This is a genomic window from Streptomyces nojiriensis, from assembly GCF_017639205.1.
Classification (GTDB): Bacteria; Actinomycetota; Actinomycetes; order Streptomycetales; family Streptomycetaceae; genus Streptomyces; species Streptomyces nojiriensis.
In genome coordinates this window covers 7,328,572-7,346,395 of sequence record NZ_CP071139.1, presented here as the reverse complement: position 1 = coordinate 7,346,395, position 17,824 = coordinate 7,328,572, and the positions used below count along the sequence as shown (strand labels likewise).

At 73.3% G+C, this 17,824-nt stretch carries 14 protein-coding genes; 7 read left to right on the top strand and 7 right to left on the bottom strand.

Going from position 1 to position 17,824, the window contains the following annotated elements; all coding sequences use genetic code 11:
* Positions 1-55: 55 nt before the first annotated feature.
* Together JYK04_RS33925 and JYK04_RS33920 are read right to left on the bottom strand one after the other, a co-directional pair.
* Positions 56-1,423: a family 4 glycosyl hydrolase gene (locus JYK04_RS33925; protein ID WP_189741022.1), complete on the bottom strand. Its 1,368-nt coding sequence runs from the start codon at positions 1,421-1,423 to the stop codon at positions 56-58.
* 120 nt (positions 1,424-1,543) lie between these two features.
* The gene (locus JYK04_RS33920) at positions 1,544-2,413 is read right to left on the bottom strand and encodes a helix-turn-helix domain-containing protein (protein ID WP_189741426.1); all 870 of its coding nucleotides are present in this window, start codon (positions 2,411-2,413) and stop codon (positions 1,544-1,546) included.
* Between the two features lie 334 nt (positions 2,414-2,747).
* Here JYK04_RS33920 and JYK04_RS33915 point away from each other — a divergent pair, with 334 nt between their 5' ends.
* The 3 genes from JYK04_RS33915 to JYK04_RS33905 all read left to right on the top strand — a co-directional run bounded on the left by JYK04_RS33915 (position 2,748) and on the right by JYK04_RS33905 (position 5,204).
* Positions 2,748-3,416 (top strand): helix-turn-helix domain-containing protein, encoded by a 669-nt coding sequence (locus JYK04_RS33915; RefSeq protein ID WP_189741020.1) that lies wholly within the window; start codon positions 2,748-2,750, stop codon positions 3,414-3,416.
* Positions 3,417-3,480: 64 nt separating this feature from the next.
* Positions 3,481-4,038: a toxin-antitoxin system, toxin component gene (locus tag JYK04_RS33910; RefSeq protein WP_189741016.1), complete on the top strand. Its 558-nt coding sequence runs from the start codon at positions 3,481-3,483 to the stop codon at positions 4,036-4,038.
* Positions 4,035-5,204: an MAB_1171c family putative transporter gene (locus tag JYK04_RS33905; RefSeq protein ID WP_189741013.1), complete on the top strand. Its 1,170-nt coding sequence runs from the start codon at positions 4,035-4,037 to the stop codon at positions 5,202-5,204. The genes JYK04_RS33910 and JYK04_RS33905 overlap by 4 nt, the downstream gene beginning before the upstream one ends.
* Positions 5,205-5,234: 30 nt before the next feature.
* On the opposite strand, the gene JYK04_RS33900 is transcribed toward JYK04_RS33905, so the two are convergent.
* Both JYK04_RS33900 and JYK04_RS33895 read right to left on the bottom strand, forming a co-directional pair.
* Positions 5,235-6,017 (bottom strand): bestrophin-like domain, encoded by a 783-nt coding sequence (locus tag JYK04_RS33900; RefSeq protein ID WP_189741010.1) that lies wholly within the window; start codon positions 6,015-6,017, stop codon positions 5,235-5,237.
* 74 nt (positions 6,018-6,091) lie between these two features.
* Positions 6,092-6,700 (bottom strand): hypothetical protein, encoded by a 609-nt coding sequence (locus JYK04_RS33895; RefSeq protein WP_189741007.1) that lies wholly within the window; start codon positions 6,698-6,700, stop codon positions 6,092-6,094.
* Between the two features lie 116 nt (positions 6,701-6,816).
* Between JYK04_RS33895 and JYK04_RS33890 the strand changes: the two genes are divergently transcribed.
* The 3 genes from JYK04_RS33890 to JYK04_RS33880 all read left to right on the top strand — a co-directional run bounded on the left by JYK04_RS33890 (position 6,817) and on the right by JYK04_RS33880 (position 10,513).
* A complete protein-coding gene (locus tag JYK04_RS33890; protein WP_189741004.1) occupies positions 6,817-8,433 on the top strand; it encodes a serine/threonine-protein kinase in 1,617 nt (538 codons plus the stop codon).
* Positions 8,434-8,555: 122 nt separating this feature from the next.
* Complete coding sequence (locus JYK04_RS33885) at positions 8,556-9,869, top strand: sensor histidine kinase (protein WP_189741001.1); 1,314 nt, start codon at positions 8,556-8,558, stop codon at positions 9,867-9,869.
* Positions 9,857-10,513: a response regulator gene (locus tag JYK04_RS33880; protein ID WP_189740998.1), complete on the top strand. Its 657-nt coding sequence runs from the start codon at positions 9,857-9,859 to the stop codon at positions 10,511-10,513. Before JYK04_RS33885 ends, JYK04_RS33880 begins: the two co-directional genes overlap by 13 nt.
* On the opposite strand, the gene JYK04_RS42205 is transcribed toward JYK04_RS33880, so the two are convergent.
* From JYK04_RS42205 to metG, 3 genes are all read right to left on the bottom strand, one after another.
* Positions 10,510-13,083 (bottom strand): bifunctional serine/threonine protein kinase/MFS transporter, encoded by a 2,574-nt coding sequence (locus tag JYK04_RS42205; RefSeq protein WP_189740995.1) that lies wholly within the window; start codon positions 13,081-13,083, stop codon positions 10,510-10,512. The genes JYK04_RS33880 and JYK04_RS42205 overlap by 4 nt on opposite strands.
* Before the next feature lie 40 nt (positions 13,084-13,123).
* On the bottom strand, positions 13,124-14,371 hold the full coding sequence (locus tag JYK04_RS33870; protein ID WP_189740993.1) for a glycosyltransferase 87 family protein: 1,248 nt from the start codon (positions 14,369-14,371) through the stop codon (positions 13,124-13,126).
* A 213-nt stretch (positions 14,372-14,584) separates the two neighbouring features.
* Positions 14,585-16,300, bottom strand: coding sequence for a methionine--tRNA ligase (metG, locus tag JYK04_RS33865; RefSeq protein ID WP_189740990.1), 1,716 nt, complete (start codon positions 16,298-16,300; stop codon positions 14,585-14,587).
* A 464-nt stretch (positions 16,301-16,764) separates the two neighbouring features.
* Between metG and JYK04_RS33860 the strand changes: the two genes are divergently transcribed.
* Positions 16,765-17,340, top strand: a complete 576-nt coding sequence (locus JYK04_RS33860; protein WP_229875869.1) for a sigma-70 family RNA polymerase sigma factor — start codon at positions 16,765-16,767, stop codon at positions 17,338-17,340.
* The last annotated feature ends 484 nt before the right edge of the window (positions 17,341-17,824 follow it).

Genomic DNA, 17,824 nt, shown 5'->3' with positions numbered 1-17,824 from the left:
GCACTGAGCCGTACGGGGGAACCGTCCGCCGGGATCGACGCCGGCGGGCCGGGGCTCAGCGCAGGTAGGCCAGGCCCGGGTGCTCCGCCGCGTACCCGTCGAGCAGCCGCCGGGCCACCCCCACCGAGTCGACCAGCGGATGGAGCGCGAAGGCCTTGACCGCGGCCGCCCGCGAACCGCTCGCGGCCGCCGCCAGGATCTCCCGCTCGACCGCCTTGACCGACGTCACCAGCCCCACCGCGTGCAGCGGCAGCTGTGCGACGCCCACCGGGTGGGCGCCGTTCGCGTCGACCAGGCAGGGCACCTCGATGACGGCCTCGGCGTCGAGGACGGACAGGGTCGACCGGTTCCGGACGTTCAGGATCAGCGTGGCCCGTTCGTCCCGGGCGATGGCGCGCATCAGCGCGAGCGCGACCTTCTCGTAGCCCCCGGATTCGAGGTCGCTCTCCTCGCGCTCCGGGGCACCCGCCGCCTCGCGGTTCTCGGCCATGTACGTGGCCTCGCGCTCGGCCCGGGTACGGTCCCAGGCGGCCAGCGCCGCACCGGCCGGCGCCCCGGCCCGGCCGGCCTCGGCGTAGAAGCCGCGCTGCTGGTCGCGCAGGAAGGCCCCGCGCGTCTGCTTGGCCTCCTGGTACGCCCGTACCGTGTCACGGTTGAAGTAGTAGTAGTGCAGGTACTCGTTGGGGATCGCGCCGAGCGAGCGCAGCCATTCGGCGCCGAAGAGCCGGCCCTCCTCGAAGGACTCCAGGGCCTCGGTGTCGGCCAGCAGCCGGGGCAGCTCGTCGCGGCCGCCGATGCGCAGCCCGCGTACCCAGCCCAGGTGGTTCAGACCGACGTAGTCGATCCAGGCCTCCTGCGGGCGGGCGCCCAGCAGCCGGGCGATGCGCCGGCCGAGGCCCACGGGGGAATCGCAGATGCCGATCACCCGCTCGCCCAGCTCCTCGGCCATGGCCTCGGTGACCAGCCCGGCCGGGTTGGTGAAGTTGATGACCCACGCGTCGGGGGCGGTACGGGCGATCCTGCGGGCGATCGCGCGCGCCACCGGCACGGTCCGCAGGCCGTACGCGATCCCGCCCGCGCCCACCGTCTCCTGGCCCAGGACTCCCTCGGCCAAGGCGATCCGCTCGTCCGCGGCGCGCCCTTCCAGGCCGCCGACGCGGATGGCGGAGAAGACGAAATCGGCCCCGCGCAGGGCCTCGTCGAGGTCCCCGGTGACCGTGACGGCCGGGGCGTCCACCGCCGGGTCGGCCGCAGACGCGGCCGCGGCCTGGTCGCGGAGCACACGGGCCATGGCGGTGAGCCGTGCCGGATCCTCGTCGTACAGCGTCACCTGGGACACCCTGCCCTCGGCGCGGTCGCCGAGCAGTGCTCCGTAGACGAGCGGTACCCGGAAGCCGCCCCCGCCGAGGATCGTCAGCCGCACGCCCCTACCGCCTTTCGCCAGTGCAGATCCCGTTGCTGGCGCCGCGGTGCCGGCCGGTGCCACGATCGGTGACACGCACGCCACGGCACCCGTCCGCCGGCACCAGTCTGCCCCGGTCGGTCACTCCACCGGCGACGGCACGGCGCGCAGCCTGGCGCCCTGCTGCTGCTTGAGGCCGCCGCTGCGGACGGGTCCCCTCGGTGCGCCCGTGGGCGTCGAGAGGATCAGGGTGATCCGGGTCAGCCCCATCTCGCCGAGCCTGCGACTGGTCTCGGCCACCATCCGGCACCGCACCAGACCCCACCGCGGGTCGGGGTGGCGCACGGTGCGCACCGCCCCGTCGAGCTCGGCGGCGTCGGTCCCGTGCGTGCTCAGCCAGTGCGGCACCCCGTACCGGTAGGCCGCCTCCATGAACGGGTCACGGGCCACCTCCTGGCGGATGCTGCGCAGCCCCTCGTCCTCGGGGACTGCGGCCAGCGCGGTCGCGAACTGGGCCAGCAGCGGTACGCACCAGGCCGGTTCGTGGTCCTCCAGCACGGCGGCCGCGTCCGGGTGGAACAGCACGAAGCGCAGGAAGTTGTCGTCCGGCAGCGCCGTCGGGTGCGGTCTGACCGACTGGAAGAGCTGGTCGAAGGCCGAGTTGGTCAGGGCCACGTCCCAGCGGTGGTCCACCAGGAAGCTCGGGTACGGCACGGACTCCATGAGGGCCGCGTAGTCGCACAGGTAGTCGCGCTGCGCCGGGTCCTCGGGCAGCCGGTTCTCCTCGGCGGCCCGCCACGTGGGCGGCGGATCACGGTCGACCATGACGCGGAACAGCCAGAAGCACTGCCGCTCGCTCATCTCCAAGGCCTCGGCCAGGGCGAGGAGTTTGCGGTCCGTCCACTCCTTGACCAGGCCTCTTTCCCAGTTCCCGTACGCGCGCACGCTGATGCGCAGCCGGGCGGCGAGGTCTTCCTGGCTCAGGCCCAGCTCTTCGCGGCGCTGGCGCAAAATCTCCTTGCGCCGCTCCGACCGCACGGCACCGCGGGCTGGTTCCTCGCCCGCCAGGCGCTCTTCACCGGCTCGGGCGAGTCCATCGGACGGGCCCACCGCTGCGAGATGTGGCACTGAGAGCTCCCCCTCCTCCGGTCTGGATCTTCATTTCCGTGTGGCGATCCTGCTACCGACTTCATTCGAGTGTCAACTATTGTGGCAATTCCAGCCTCTTGACAGCTCATTCCCGCCACAGCTGTGGCACGTTCTAGCCCTTCCGGGCGAGAGCGGCTAGATTCCAGAAGCCGACCATGTGCCCATACCGACTTCGCGCGATCTAGGAGAACCACTGGTGACAGACGGCTTCCCGGCTCCCGTCGCGGTGGCCAACGCACCCATGGCAGCCACCATCACGCGTGTCGCCGAACTCGCGGGCAAGATGGGCCGCGACCTGAACCAGGTCTTCGACCTGCGGCGGCTCTCCGAGGCCTCCGGCGTACCCACGGACGTCGTCAGGACCCTGCTCGACGGCAGGCCGGCCGGCGAACCCGATCTGCAGACCCGGTTCCTCCAGCGGCTCGACCTGCTCCGGCGGACCCGCGTCAAACCGAACGGCCGCCGCTACACGCAGCAGGAGATCGCCGACGGCGCCGGCATGTCCCGGCAGCAGGCCGGAGCACTGATCAACGGCGACCGGCGCCCCACCATGGAGCACTGCGACGCGATCCAGCGGTTCTTCGGGGTGCACGCCGGATTCCTCACGGCGCACGATGCCGACGCCCTCACCGACGCGCTCCAGCGGACCGAGCAGCAGCTGCTCCAGGACTTCGCGGGGCGGGCGCGGGAAACCGTACCGGCCGCGGCCGCTTCGGCGGGCGATCCACTGGCAAGACTCCTGCAGAACCACGGTGTACGGGGCATCGCCTGGCGCGCCGCCCAACTGCCCAGCGACAAGCACCGGGACAAGGTGACCGAATGGCTGGACATGCTCCTCGAAAGCGTCAAACCGAACGAATCCTGACCCAGTCGAAAGTCTGGGTCTGATCCTTGAGTCCTGATCCGGATCCGCGCCGACGGGGAGAACGGTGAGCATAGGCAGAGAGCAGCGGCGGTTGTGCGGGGAGCTGGTGGCCGGCATCCGGCTGACCGCCCCCGTGGAACCCGTGGACCTCTACGCTGCCCTCTGCGAGGGCATGAGCAGACACCGCGGCCGTCGGGTGGACTTCCGGATAGCCTCGTTCCCCCCGCGGACGGCCAGCGGCCTGTGGCTCGACATGGCGGACCGCGATCTCGTCGTCATCGAGGAACGCACGGCGCCGGACCACCAGTTGGTGATCCTGGGTCACGAGCTGTGGCACATGAAGGCCGGCCACTGCAGCCACCACGTCGACGGCGCCGCCGTCGCCGCGCGGCTGCTGGCCGACGAGGCCGACATCGGCGAGACCGTCCGCCGCGTCGCCGCGCGCACGCGCGCCGACGTCCAGGAGGAGACCGAGGCCGAAACCTTCGGCTTACTGCTGGGTAGTCGGTGTCGGAACTGGCTCGCCGGGTCGGCGAGCCACCGCGCTCCGGTCCAGCGCGATCAATTGGCGGGCCGGATCGAGGCTTCGCTGGGCTACCGGGGGCACAGGAACGAGCGTTGAACGGCAAGGACTACTACATACCGGCAGCCGCGATGGCGGTCTCACTCGCCTTCAAGCTGCCGGCCCTGCGGCACAACTGGCGCGACCCGCTCCTGCGGTCGGTCGTCGCCCTGCTGACCCTGGCCGGGGCGGTGTTCACCTTCGCGGCGCCGCCCACCATCGCGGCGGTCAACCGCTGGACCGGCATCGTCAACGTCTCGGCCCCCCTGGTCTACTGCCTGATCACCGCGTTCAGTGCCTCCTGCCTGATCCTGATGGTCAACTGGCGGGGCGGCCCGCCCGAAGAGACCCGACGCGTCTCGCGCCGCTGGATCCTGGGCTACAGCGTGGTGGTCCTCGCCCTGATCGCGCTCTTCGCCCTCGGTGAGACCCCGGTGGAGCGGCTGCGCGACTTCGACACCTACTACGCGAACACGCCCTACATCGGCCACATGATCGCCCTCTACCTGCTGGCGCACTTCGTGGCCGCGGTGGTGATGGTGGTCCTGTGCTGGCGCTGGTCGCTCCAGGTCCGCGGCTGGCTGCGGGTCGGCCTGGTGATCATCGTCATCGGCTACATCTTCAACCTCTCCTACGACGCCACCAAGATGACCGCGGTCGTCGCCCGCTGGACCGGTCACGACCTGGACGGCCTCAGCACCTTCGCCGCTCCGCCGCTCGCCTCCCTCGGGGCGCTGATCAGCGCGATGGGCTTCGTGGTCCCGCTCGTCTGCCAGCGGCTGTCGGACCACTGGCAGACCTGGGCGACGTACCGCCGGCTCGGCCCGCTCTGGCACGAGGTGCAGATCTCCGCGCCCAGCGGCACGCCCTCCGTGCAGATGGCCTGGTGGTCCGCGGCCGAACTGCGGGTGATCCAGCGCGAGTCGGACATCCACGACGGCTTCCTGCACCTCGGGCCGTACTTCGACAAGGGCCTGCGCGACGGCGCCTACGGGAGCGCCGTCGCCGCGGGTGCCGACGAGGAGACGGCCCGCGCCGTCGCCGAGGCGGCCATGGTCGCGGCCGCCGTACGGGCCCGCTCCGCCGACCCCGACGGAAAGATCATCGGAGAGGACGAGGAGACCGTCCTCGACGCCGCCGACGGTCCGCGCGACCTGCTGCGCATCTCCGACGCGCTGCGGCACTCGCCGGTGGTGCAGGCGGTCCGGCGAGAGGTGACCGTGTAGCGGCGGACGAGGAGGGCTGCCGGCCGGCCGTCAGCGGCTGGCGACGGACGCCGGGGCCGTGGCCGGGAACAGGTCCTGGAACGGTGCGGCCGAGTCGATCCCCTCCCGCCCGTACGGCGCGTCGAAGCTCCACACCATGAAGAGCAGGAACACGATCAGGGCGCTGAACAGGCCGGCGAGCAGCAACTCCCGTCCGGAGCGCCGGATCTGCAGGGTGAAGATCAGCCCGACCGTGACCAGCCCGCCGACCAGCAGCCCGAACCACACCACGCCCGGCAGCGTGGACTCGGAGCTCTGCGTCCGCGAGTGCCGCGCGTCGTCGGCCGCCGCGATGTGGTCCAGCAGCGGCTGGTAGGCCTGCGCCTGGAGCTCGTTGGCCGGGCTCTGGTGCGTGACGTCGGTGCGCAGCTTGCCGAGCAGCGCCGCGCCCTCGGGGGAGGCGCTGTCGCCGGCGGTCAGCAGCGGCCAGTCCACGGCGACGGTGTGGGACACGTACGCGTCCACCTCGCCCCGGATCCGGTCGCGGACGGCCGCCGGGTACACGTCGGCACGCTGGGTGACCTCGTACAGGGCCTGGGCCTCACGGCGCACGCTGTCCTCGGCGGCGCCGCGCGCCTCCCAGACGCCCGCGATGGCCAGGCCCAGCACGATCGCGTAGACCACGCCCACCATCATCGTCATGTACTCGATGACATCGGGGGTTTCGCTGGTGTCCTCGTCATCGGCTGCCCGGCGGTGCCGGATCGCGGTGATGGCGAGGACGAGGGCGCAGACGAGCGCCATGGCGATGGCCAGGACCAGCCATTCGGACACGTGGATTCTCCCGGTGTGGATCGGTGGTTCGGTGGATCGTCGGACGGGGGACGGGGGACGGGGGACGGCGGCGGTCAGCCGCGGCTCTTGGAACGGGGCCGCAGGGCGGCGGCGGCGAGTACGGCCGGGGTGGTGACGACGACCATGAGCGTCACGGTGGACATCCCGCCCGGGCCGCGCCGCTCCAGGGCCGCCGAGCGGTACGGACGCACGTGGAAGGCGCTCACCCGTGCGGCGGCGGCCCCGGCCGCGGGCGGGGCGGGTGCGTCGGCCGACGCCGGTTCGTCCCGGACCTCGGGACCCGCCGCGGGCTCCGGCGGCTGCGACCCCCCGGCCCCCGCCTCCGCGGAAGGCTCCACCGCCGCGTCCGGCGGGCGCGGCCGCGCGGGCTCGGCCGGCCGCACGGGCCGCTCCGCGGGGGTGGCGGACTGCGCGGGCCGTCCCGGGTGGTGCACGGTCGGCCGGTCGGCGCCGGGCACGGCCACCCGGACCGAGGGCAGCCCGGACGGCGGCCGGAAGACCGGCCGCTCCGGCCGCCCGGACGGCACGCACAGGTCGACGCGGGCTCCGTAGCCGGAGCCGTAACCGTCGCCCTGCCCGTCGCCCGCGACCGCCACATGGCCGTGCAGCGGGCAGAGTGCCGCCACCAGGCCCGCCCCGGCGAAGTACTGCCAAGCGGTCACCGCGCGCCTCCCGAAATCCGCAGCAGAAGTAAGGGCTACCGCTGAAGAAACGATCAAGGGGCGGCTTCGACACGCCGCGGACGGGTGCTGATCCCGGATGCGGCATGATGTCGCCCATGGGGACCGAGGGGGCGAACGCCCGTCTGATCGCAGGGCGCTACCGGCTGGACGCCAAGCTCGGACGCGGTGGCATGGGCATCGTGTGGCGCGCCACCGACCAGCTGCTCGGCCGGAACGTCGCCGTCAAGGAGGTCGCGCTCGACCCCGCGCTGTCCGAGGAAGAGGCCCGGCACCAGCGTGAGCGCACGCTCCGCGAGGCACGGGCGGCCGCGCAGCTCAAGCACCCCCACATCATCGTGGTGCACGACATCGTCGAGGACGGCGAACTGCCCTACATCGTCATGGAGCTGGTCGAGGGCGGTTCCCTCGCCGACCGGCTTTCGCGGACCGGTCCGGTGGACGTCGCCGAGGCGGCCCGGATCGGGATCGCGCTGGTCGGCGCGCTGCGCACGGCGCACGCTGCCGGGGTGCTGCACCGGGACATCAAGCCGGCGAACGTCCTGCTGGAGACGCCGGGCGGGCGGCCCGTGCTGACCGACTTCGGCATCGCGCAGGTGTCGGGCGCCACGACGCTGACCACCACCGGGTCCTTCGTCGGCTCCCCCGAGTACACCGCGCCCGAGCGGATGTCGGGGCGGACACCGGCGGGGCCCGAGGCCGATCTGTGGTCGCTGGGCGCCCTGCTGTGCGCGGCCCTCAGCGGCGCCTCGCCCTTCCGGCGGGACTCGCTCGGCGGGATCCTGCACGCGGTCGTCTTCGACGAGATCCGGCCGCCCGAGGCGTGCGGCCCGCTGCTGCCGGTGGTGCGGGGGCTGCTGGAGCGCGATCCGGCCGGGCGGCTCGACGCGGAGCGGGCCGAGCAGATGCTGCGGACCTGCGCGGAGACGGCGGCGCAGTACACGCCGACGCAGTCCGCTCCGGTCCCGCAGGGCCCGACGCGGCCCGGCCCGGCCCCGGTGTCCGCGCCGACGCCCGTATCGGCCGCCGCGCCCGCGCCCGGACCGGGACGCGCCCCCGGGAAGCGGCGTCCGGGCGCGGCGCTGATCGCCGGTCTGCTGGTGGCCGCGATCGCCGGTGCGGGCGTGTCCGCCGCGCTGCTCATGAACGACGGCGAGCACGGCGGACAGACGTCCACGAGCGGGGCGGCCGGCCTGCCGCGCACGCCCACCTCCGCCGCCACCGGCGAGAAGATCGACACGGTCTCCCCCTCGTCGGACGACAAGCCCGCACCCGCCGGCTACCGCGTCGTCACCGACCCGGAGGGCTTCTCGCTCGCCGTACCGCTCGGCTTCACCCGCAAGGTGGAAGGTCCGCGGATCTTCTACATGTCACCCGGTGAGGCCTTCCGCATCGGCATCAAGGTGGCCGAGCCCGAGTCGGGCGGCCCGCTCGCCGTCCATCAGCGCGCCCACGCCCAAGGGCCGGGCACCAACCCCGGTTACCGTGACGCCGAGGTCGTGGCCACCTCGCAGAACGGCCGGCAGGCCGCCCTGTGGCGCTTCACCTGGGACGGCTTCTCGACGACCGAGGGCCCCCGGCACACCCGCGACCTGTGCTGGGAGGAGGACGGCCGGCTGTACGACGTGTGGGTGTCCTCACCGGTCCGCCAGGGCGACGAGGCCCGGGGCTACTTCGACACCGCGGTGCGGACCTTCGTACGCACCGGGGGCTGACCCCCGCCGCCACGCCCCGGTCCACCCTCCGGGCGCGGCCCACCACCGACGACCCGCCACCGATCCCCCGGTCGGCAGGGCCGCCCCTGGACACCCCCGAACAGCCCCTAAGCTGGGGAGACATGTCCGACTCCACCCCCCTCCCCGAACCGGCCGGCTTCCCGCCGGTCACCGTCCTGGCCGCGATACGCCGCCGACCGCTGCGCTTCCTCGGCTCGTGGTGGCCCTGGCGGTGCTGGGCGTACCTGGGCAGCGGGTTCCTCATCGGCTATCCCGTACTGCTCGTCCTCGTCCTGCTCCTCGGGTTCGGAGTGGCGCTGGCGGTCGTCGGGATCGGGCTGCTGCTCCTGCTCGGCGCCGTCGTCGCCGGGGTGCCGCTGGGGGCGCTGGAGCGGTGGCGGCTGCGCTGGGTGGAGCCCGAGCCCGTGCCGGACCCGCACACCTCCCTCGCCGGGGCCGGGCCCGCGGCCTGGCTGCGGACCCGGCTGCGGGAGCGGGCCACCTGGCGGGAGTTCGCCTACGCCACCCTGCTCGGGCCGGTCTTCGGGGCGGCCGGGTTCGCCGTGGTCACGCTGCTGGCCTTCGCCCTGATCCTCGTCGCGACCCCGGCGATCGTGTGGGCCATCGCCCCGGAACCGGTGATGCTGATCCCCGGCCGGCCGGTCTCCGGGCCGCTGGAGGCCCTGGGCGGTACGGCCGTCGGACTGGCCGGGATGGTGGTGGCGGCGTACACGGGCGCCCTGCTCGCCGCCGCCCAGGTCAAGACCGCCCGTCTGCTGCTCGGACCGCGGGTGGAGGCCGACCGGATCCTGGAGCTCACCCGCTCCCGGGTCCGCCTGGTCGATGCCTTCGAAGCCGAACGCCGGCGCATCGAGCGGGACTTGCACGACGGCGCGCAGCAGCAGCTGGTCGCGCTCAGCATGACCCTGGGCCTGGCCGAGCTGGAGCTGCGCGGGATCCCGCAGGCGGCCGGGGCCGCCGCGCTGGTGGCCCGGGGCCGCGGTGAGGCCAAGGTCGCCCTGGAGCAACTGCGCGACCTCGTACGGGGTATCCACCCGCAGGTCCTCACCGACCACGGGCTCGCCGCGGCCGTCGCCGAGGTGGCCCTGCGCCATCCCGTACCGGTGACCGTGGACCTCGACGTGCCCCGGCTGGCCGAATCGGTGGAGATCACGGCGTACTTCACCGTCACCGAGGCGCTTGCCAACGCGGCCAAGCACAGCGGTGCCTCGCGGGTCGCCGTCGTCGGTAAGGTCGAGGGCGACCGGCTCACTCTCACCGTCACCGACGACGGCCGCGGCGGTGCCGATCCCGGCGCGGGAGCGGGCCTGGCAGGACTCGCGGACAGGGTGGCGATGTTGAAGGGCAGGCTGGTGGTGTCGAGTCCGGTGGGCGGACCGACCCGACTCCGCGTGGAGGTCCCGTGCTCCGGCTGATCCTCGCCGAGGACTCCGTACTGCTGCGCGCCGGACTGACGGAACTCCTCACCCGCGGCGGGCACCAGGTCCTCGCCGCCGTCGGGAGCGCCGAGGAGCTGGTGCGGGCGGTGGAGGCACAGCGGCCGGACGCCGTCGTGACCGACGTGCGGATGCCGCCCGGCTTCCGCGACGAGGGTCTGCGGGCGGCACTCGAACTCCGTTCCCGGGACGCCTCGCTGCCCGTGCTCGTGCTCTCGCAGTACGTGGCCACGGCCTACGCCACGCAGTTGCTCACGGGCTCCTCGGCGGCCGGGCTGGGCTATCTCCTCAAGGACCGGGTCGGCGAGGTGGCCGAGTTCCTCGACGCCCTCCAGCAGGTCGCCGAGGGCCGTACGGTCATCGACCCGGAGGTGGTACGGGTCCTGCTCAGCCGGCAGTCGCAGGAGCGGCCGCTGGCCCGGCTGACCCCGCGCGAGCGGGAGGTGCTGACCCTGATGGCCTCGGGCCTCAACAACCAGGCCTTGGCGGCCCGGCTGTTCATCACCGAGGCGGCCGTCGTCAAACACGCGTCGAGCATCTTCATGAAGCTCGACCTGGACGCCACCGAGGGCAACCGCCGGGTCCTGGCGGTCCTGGCCCACCTGTCGGGCCAGGAGGTCTAGGCCGGGTCCCGCCGCGGGGTCCTGATCAGCAGGGCGGCCGGCAGGGCCGCGAGCAGGAGGGCCCCGACCCCGCACCAGAGGGTGGTGGTGTAGGAGGCGAGCAGCCGGGCGAACACGTCGGTGTCGTCCGAGACCTGGTTCAAGCGGTTCATCAGGACGGTGCCGAGCACCGCCCCGCCGATCGCCTGCCCCAGGTGGTGGGCCGCGCCGAGGGCCGCCGAGGCCGCGCCCGCGTGCTGCGGGGCCACTCCGGCGGTCGCGATGGCGTAGAGCGGGACGAGGGCCAGGCCCAGGCCGGCGCCGGTGAGCAGCATGCCGGGCAGCACCCCGGTCGTGTACGTGGCGGCGCCACCCACACCGGCCAGCAGGGCCAACCCGAGGGCCGTGACCACCAGGCCGGGCAGGAGCAGGGCGCGCGGTGCGAGGCGGGGCAGCAGGCGCGCGGAGATCTGGGTGGCGGCCACGAGCGCGGCGGCGGCCACGGGCAGGTGGGCCGTCCCGGACACGCCCGGGCCCTCGCCGCGGATCTGCTGGGCGAAGAAGCCCAGGGCCGGGAGGAGGGCGACCACGGCGACGCCGGTGCAGAGGAGGACCAGGAGGGAGGCGAGGCGGCTGCGGTCGGCGAGGACGTACGCCGGGAGCAGCGGGCCGGACGTCCTGGTCTGCCACCACAGGAAGACGGCGAGCAGCACGACGCCGCCCACGATCAGGGAGAGACTCAGGGCGACGCTCCAGCCGACCGTCTCGACCTCGGCCAGGCCGTAGGTCAGGGCGGCGGATCCCGCCGTGCCGAGGAGTACGCCGAGTCCGTCGAACCGGGCGCCGGTGCGGCCCGGACGGTCGGGCAGCAGGGTGAGCGCGCCGACCAGGGCGAGCACGGCGAGCGGAACGACCGACCACAGGGCCCAGCGCCAGTCCAGGGTCTCGGCGAGCCACCCGCCGGTGAACACGCCGAGTGCACTGCCGCCCGCGGCGACCGCCGCGTAGATCCCGAAGGCCCGGCCGCGTTCCCGCGGGTCGGTGAATCCGGTGGCCACCAGGGACAGCGCGGCCGGGACGAGCAGGGCGGCGAAGGCGCCCTGCAGGGCACGGGAGGTGATCAGCAGCGCGGAGCCGCCTGCCGCGCCGCCGAGTACGGCGGCCGCCGCGCTGCCGATCAGTCCGGTCACCAGCATCCGCCGGGCCCCGAGCAGGTCGACGAGGTGCCCGCCGAGCAGCAGCAGTCCGCCGAGGGAGACCAGGTAGGCGCTGAAGACCGGGCCGAGGCCGTCGTAGCCGAGGCCGAATTCGGCATGGATCCGCGGCCCGAGCAGGTTGAACTGCGCCGCCTCGACCAGCACCAGCAGCTGTGTCAGGGCGAGGACCGCGAGGCCCCACCAACGCCTCGGGTGCGGGGGCGCGGCGACGGGCGGGTCGCCGGGTACGGGGCCCGGGGGCGGGCCGAAGCCGTCCGCGGGGCCGAAGTGGCCGGGAGCCGTGGGGGCGTACGCGGGCGGCGGGGGCGGTGTCCGGTACGGGGAGGCGTCCTGCCTGGACTGCGACGGCACGAGGCGGGGATCCGGCGTCTTCCCGACGGGGGTCTTCCCGACGGGCGTCTTCCCGACGGGGGTCTCCTCGGCGTGGGACTCCTCGGTCGGGGCCCCGCCGCCGGCTCCGGCTCCTACGGGGGAAGCCGGGACGTAGTCCAGCAACTGCGCGGCATGCCGGCCCAGCTGGGCCAGCACCGCGCCCGGGAGCCATTCCCCGGCGGCGTCCTCCGCCGTACGCTCCGCCACCTCCCCGGGGGTGGGCCGCAGGGCCGGGTCCTTGTGCAGGCACGCGCCGACGAGGCCGGCCAGCGACTCCGGAACCCCGGTCAGGTCCGCCTCCTCCTCGGCGATCCGGAAGAGGTGGGCGTTCAGACCGGTGTCCTTGGCGCCGAAGAGCATGCGTCCCGTGGCGGCGTACACGAGGACCGCGCCGAGGCAGAAGACGTCGCTGGCCGGGCTCAGTTCGAGACCCCGGACCTGTTCCGGGGACATGAACCCCGGCGAGCCGATCAGCATGCCGGTACGGGTGTGCAGGCTGTCCCCGGTCAGGCTGTCCATCGCCCGCGCGATGCCGAAGTCGATGACGCGGGGCCCGTCGACGGTGACGAGCACGTTGGAGGGCTTCAGGTCGCGGTGGATCAGGCCCGCCTCGTGCACGGCCCGCAGGGCGAGGGCGAGCCGGTTGGCGAGGGTCCGCACCGAGTCCTCGGGCAGCGGGCCGAACTGTCGGGCGACCACGGTCTGCAGGTCGGGCCCGGGGATGTACTGGGTCGCCACCCAGGGCACGGCGGCCTCGGTGTCGGCGTCGAGCACGGCCGCCGTCCAGCTGCCGCCCACCCGCCGTGCGGCGGCCACCTCGCGGGCGAACCTCCTGCGGAATTCGGGGTTCCCGGCGAACTCCGCCTGGACCACCTTCACGGCCACGGTACGGCCTACCTCGGAGCGGCCCAGGTAGACCAGGCCCATGCCACCCGCACCCAGCCGGGCGATCAGGCGGTATGGTCCGATACGGCTCGGGTCTTCGGCGATCAGCTGATCCACGGACCGAAGGATAGTGCAACTATCCAATGTCCGGAGGCCGTCAGGCCAAATGCCCTCCCGACCGCTCGTTCCGTACCCGCGGCAGGCCGTCCGACGGCCGCAGCCGGAACGAGCCCGTCACCACGCGCGAGACACCCGGTACGGCCACCGAGCGGGCCCAGACCGACAGCAGGACCGGCAGCGCGAGGTAGCCGAAGCGGCCCGCCGGGGCCAGCAGGAAGGCCAGCGTGAGGCCGAGGGCGAGGCGGTCGGCGGCGGCCGCCACCGTACGCGGCGGCCGGGCGATCAGGGACAGGGCCACCGCGAGGCCTCCGGCCAGCAGCAGGCCCACCGTCAGGTACCAGCCCCAGGAGCCCAGTCCGGCCAGCAGGTGCCCGGGCAGCGGGCTGCTCGCCGGGGTCGGCACCTCCGCCCGCCCGGTGGGGAAGGCGAACACCTGGCGCCACAGCTCCGCCGGCTGGAGCAGGGCGGCGGGCAGCACCAGCAGGGCCGTGCCGCCGACCGCGACCAGAGCGCAGCGCACCGCCGCCCGTCCGCCCCGGCAGACCGCGAGCAGGGCGACGGCCACCGCGACCGCGGGCAGCGCCGTCCACTTCAGTGCGCACGCCCCGGCGAGCGCCGCCCCGGCCAGGACGGGCCGCCCGGTGGCGGCCGCCGCCAGCGCCAGGCAGCAGAGCCCGGCCAGCGGCAGGTCGACCCCGCTCACCGCCAGGGGCAGGGCCACCACCGGCGAGGCCACCAGGACGGGCAGCAGCCGGCCCGGCCCACCGACCGGCCCGCCGCCGGTTCCGCCGACGAGCAGCCGCCGGGCCGCCCCCAGGCAGCCGAACAGCACGGCCGCGCACCAGATCCGGGCGTCCCCCAGCAGCCGCACCACCCAGCCGTCGGCGCCGCCGTCGCCGCCGAGCAGCGCCCGCGGTATGCCGAGCAGCGCCATGCCCGGCAGGTAGGGGGTGTACTCCTCGACGTGCGCGGGCCGGTCGACGTAGAGCCGGCCGGACTCCAGCAGGAGCCGTCCGGACCGTTCGATGACCGTCACCTCCGACTGCCCCTGGCCGGTGAGGACCAGCCACAGGAGCGGTACGGCGACGGCGCCCAGCAGGGCGGCGGCGAGCGCCGCGCGGCGGCGGCCGAATGCGGTGGCCGCGGCGGCCCCGAGGTACCCGGCGGCCGCGCACCAGCCCCACAGCCGGTGCGGCGCCAGCGAGGAGAACAACGGGAAGGACAACGCCCACGCGGCGGCGAGCAGCCAGCCGGCGGTCCACCGGGCGGTACGGGAAAAGGTCATGGGCCCATTCAGCCGCGCGGCCCCCGCCGGGTCTGCACGGCCAGGTCGACGGTCCGCGGTGGGGTTTCCCCTACCTTTCCCCTCCTCCGACCGCCCTCCGACCGCCTCCGACCGCCCTTCGGGCATGCGAAAGGGGCACGACCCGATCGGGTCGTGCCCCTCACTCAGATGTCACCGGGCCCTGAGCGGGCCTCAGGCCTGAGCCCTCGGGCCTCAGGCCTCCGGGTTGCCGCCGAACCGCTCGCGGTAGGACTCCAGGTCCTCCTCGGTGACCCGCGCGAACAGCACCGGCGGCACCGTGAACGGGGTGCCGGCCGGCACGGCGTCCAGGGACCGGGCCTGCTCCGGCGTGATCCACGTGGCGGTGTCGTCGGCGAGCGCGAACGAGGAGCGGATGGTGCGTGCCGAGGCCGGGATGAACGGCTCGGAGACCACCGAGTAGAGGTGGATGAGGTTCATCGCGGTGCGCAGGGTGAGCGCGGCGCCGTCCAGGTCGGTCTTGACCTCCGTCCAGGGGGCCTTCTCGTCGAGGTAGGCGTTTCCGGCCGACCACAGGGCGCGCAGCGCGGCCGCGGCCTTGCGGTACTGGAGGGAGTCCATGTGGCTCTCGTACTCGGCCAGCAGCTCGGCGATCTGTTCGCCCAGCTTGGCCTCGGCCTCGCCGGCGGGGCTGCCCGCGGGGGCCTCGTCGCCGAATTTCTTGCGGGAGAAGGTCAGCACGCGGTTGACGAAGTTGCCGAGGGTGCCGCCGAGGTCCTTGTTGACCGTGGCCTGGAAGTGCTCCCACGTGAACGACGAGTCGTCGGACTCGGGCGCGTTCGCGATGAGGAAGTAGCGCCAGAAGTCGGCCGGGAGGATCTCCAGCGCCTGGTCCGTGAAGACGCCGCGCTTCTGCGAGGTGGAGAACTTGCCGCCGTAGTACGTCAGCCAGTTGAAGGCCTTGACGTAGTCGACCTTCTTCCACGGCTCGCGGGTGGCCAGCTCGGTGGCGGGGAACATCACCGTGTGGAACGGGACGTTGTCCTTGGCCATGAACTGGGTGTAGCGGACGTCCTCGGCCTCGTACCACCACGACTTGTAGTCGCGGTTCGCCGGGTCCAGGTCCGACCACTCCTTGGTCGACCCGATGTACTCGATCGGGGCGTCGAACCAGACGTAGAAGACCTTGCCCTCGGCGGCCAGCTCGGGCCACGTGTCGGCCGGGACCGGGACGCCCCAGTCGAGGTCACGGGTGATGGCGCGGTCGTGCAGGCCCTCGGTCAGCCACTTGCGGGCGATGGAGGACGCCAGCTGCGGCCACTCCTCCTCGTGCTCGGCGACCCAGGCCTCGACCTCGTGCTGGAGCTTGGACTGCAGGAGGAAGAGGTGCTTGGTCTCGCGGACCTCCAGCTCGGTGGAGCCGGAGATGGCCGAGCGGGGCTCGATCAGGTCCGTGGGGTCCAGGACGCGGGTGCAGTTCTCGCACTGGTCGCCGCGGGCCTTGTCGTAGCCGCAGTGCGGGCAGGTGCCCTCGACGTAGCGGTCCGGCAGGAAGCGGCCGTCGACCGGCGAGTACACCTGCCGGATCGCGCGCTCCTCGATGAACCCGTTCTCCTGCAGCTTGCGCGCGAAGTGCTGGGTGATCTCGCGGTTCTGCGCGGAGGAGCTGCGGCCGAAGTAGTCGAAGGACAGCTCGAAGCCGTCGTAGACCGCCTTCTGGGCGTCGTGGGCCTGCGCGCAGAACTCGGCGACCGAGACGCCGGCCTCCTTGGCGGCGAGCTCGGCGGGGGTGCCGTGCTCGTCGGTGGCGCAGATGTAGAGGACGTCGTGGCCGCGCTGGCGGAGGTACCGGGAGTACACATCCGCCGGAAGCATCGACCCGACCATGTTGCCCAGGTGCTTGATCCCGTTGATGTACGGAAGCGCGCTGGTGATCAGGTGTCGAGCCATCCTCGGATGCTCCATTTCCTATGTGCGGTACAACGTGACGTAACGGATTGTGAATGCGGTTCATCGTATCGAACCGCCGCGAGGCCACGCGCCGCATTTGTTCATGGGTGGACGTAAAGCAAAAGCGAGGGCAGTGACCTCTCCGTCACGGCCCTCGCGATCGGGCCCATGTTACAGCCGGACCGCGGCGCACCCGACCGGCGCCCGGGGCGACGGCAGCTGCGGCGGCACCGGCAGCGGGCATATGCATACGTGCCGACTGGAGCCGCGCGCGATCGAGATCGATCACGGGCCGATCATCCACGACGTATTGCTTCCAGGTTTCTTCTCTGCGCCCTCCGAGTGCGCCCGCGCTGCTTTCCTGTTCAGCGCACAGGGGATGAGGTGGAGCGGTGAACGATGGCGGACCGGAGGAGTCCGGTGGGGCCGTGGGACTACCGAGCCGGCGCCGGCGGCCGACTCCCATGAGCCAGTGGGATCCGACGGCGCGCCTGTCGTACTGGGCCTTCCACGCCAATCGGCGGCCCGCGTACATGCGCTTCGCGTATCTGCAGCTGGGCTCCGACGCGGCGGCGGAGGAGGCGGTGGACGCCGCCTTCGACTCGATCATGGGTGAGTGGATGCGGATGCTCCACATGGACCGCCTCGACGCCTACGCCTGGACCGTGCTCAAGCACTGCCTGGTCGACGGGCAGCGCCGGCGCCATCCGTGGCAGCAGCGGCCGGAGCCGATGGACATCAGCGCCTTCGAGGCCGCCCTCAAGGAGGCCCACGCCGATCAGTACGAGGTGCTGACCGACACCATCCGCTTCTACTCCGCCGTCTCCCGGCTCGCCGAGCGGCAACGCGACTCGGTACTGCTGCGGTACGGACTCCAGTGCACCCCCGGTGAGGCCGCCGCCGTGATGGGCGTCGACGAGGCCACGGTCCGCTCCTACCTCGGACAGGCCCACCGGCGGCTCGCCCGCCTGCTCGCCACGTCCGCCGCATCGCCCGAACCAGCCGAACCAGCCGAACCAGCCGAACCAGCCGAATCATGAGGCGCTACGAACGGCAGGAGCTGCAGGACGGCGACCCGGTCCCGCGCTCCCTGGCCGAGTTCCTCGCCCGGGCGGGCGTCCGTGACCGCTACCGGTACTACGACCTCGGCGCCGCCGAGGCCCGGCTGCTGCGCGCCACGCCGCACCCGCCCGCCTCCGGACACCGCGCCCGGCGCCGGTCGGTGCACGGCTGGAGCGACCCCGCCCGGGACTGCCCGCTCGACGCCGAACGGGCCCGGCGCGACCTCAAGGCCGTCTGCCTCGCCACCACGTGCGCGCCCGGGGCCGGCGCGCACCTCGACTCCTTCCTCACCGACGGACACGCCGACCTGGCCGGGGCGGTCGTCTTCGGCTGTCTGCTGCACCTGGCCGGGCTGCGCGAAGGAGCCCGCTTCTGGTGGCAGTTCGCCGCCGGGTCCGGCAGCCCGCGGACCTCAGCGGCCGCGTACTGCCTCTTCCTCGACCACTCCCGGCGCGGCGAGCA

Excerpts from the sequence above, each read along its gene's own strand:
- JYK04_RS33885 (WP_189741001.1), top strand. The coding sequence starts at position 8,556 with ATGTCCGACTCCACCCCCCTCCCCGAACCGGCCGGCTTCCCGCCGGTC.
- JYK04_RS33890 (WP_189741004.1), top strand. The coding sequence starts at position 6,817 with ATGGGGACCGAGGGGGCGAACGCCCGTCTGATCGCAGGGCGCTACCGG.
- JYK04_RS33870 (WP_189740993.1), bottom strand. The coding sequence starts at position 14,371 with ATGACCTTTTCCCGTACCGCCCGGTGGACCGCCGGCTGGCTGCTCGCC.
- JYK04_RS33860 (WP_229875869.1), top strand. The coding sequence starts at position 16,765 with ATGAGCCAGTGGGATCCGACGGCGCGCCTGTCGTACTGGGCCTTCCAC.
- metG (WP_189740990.1), bottom strand. The coding sequence starts at position 16,300 with ATGGCTCGACACCTGATCACCAGCGCGCTTCCGTACATCAACGGGATC.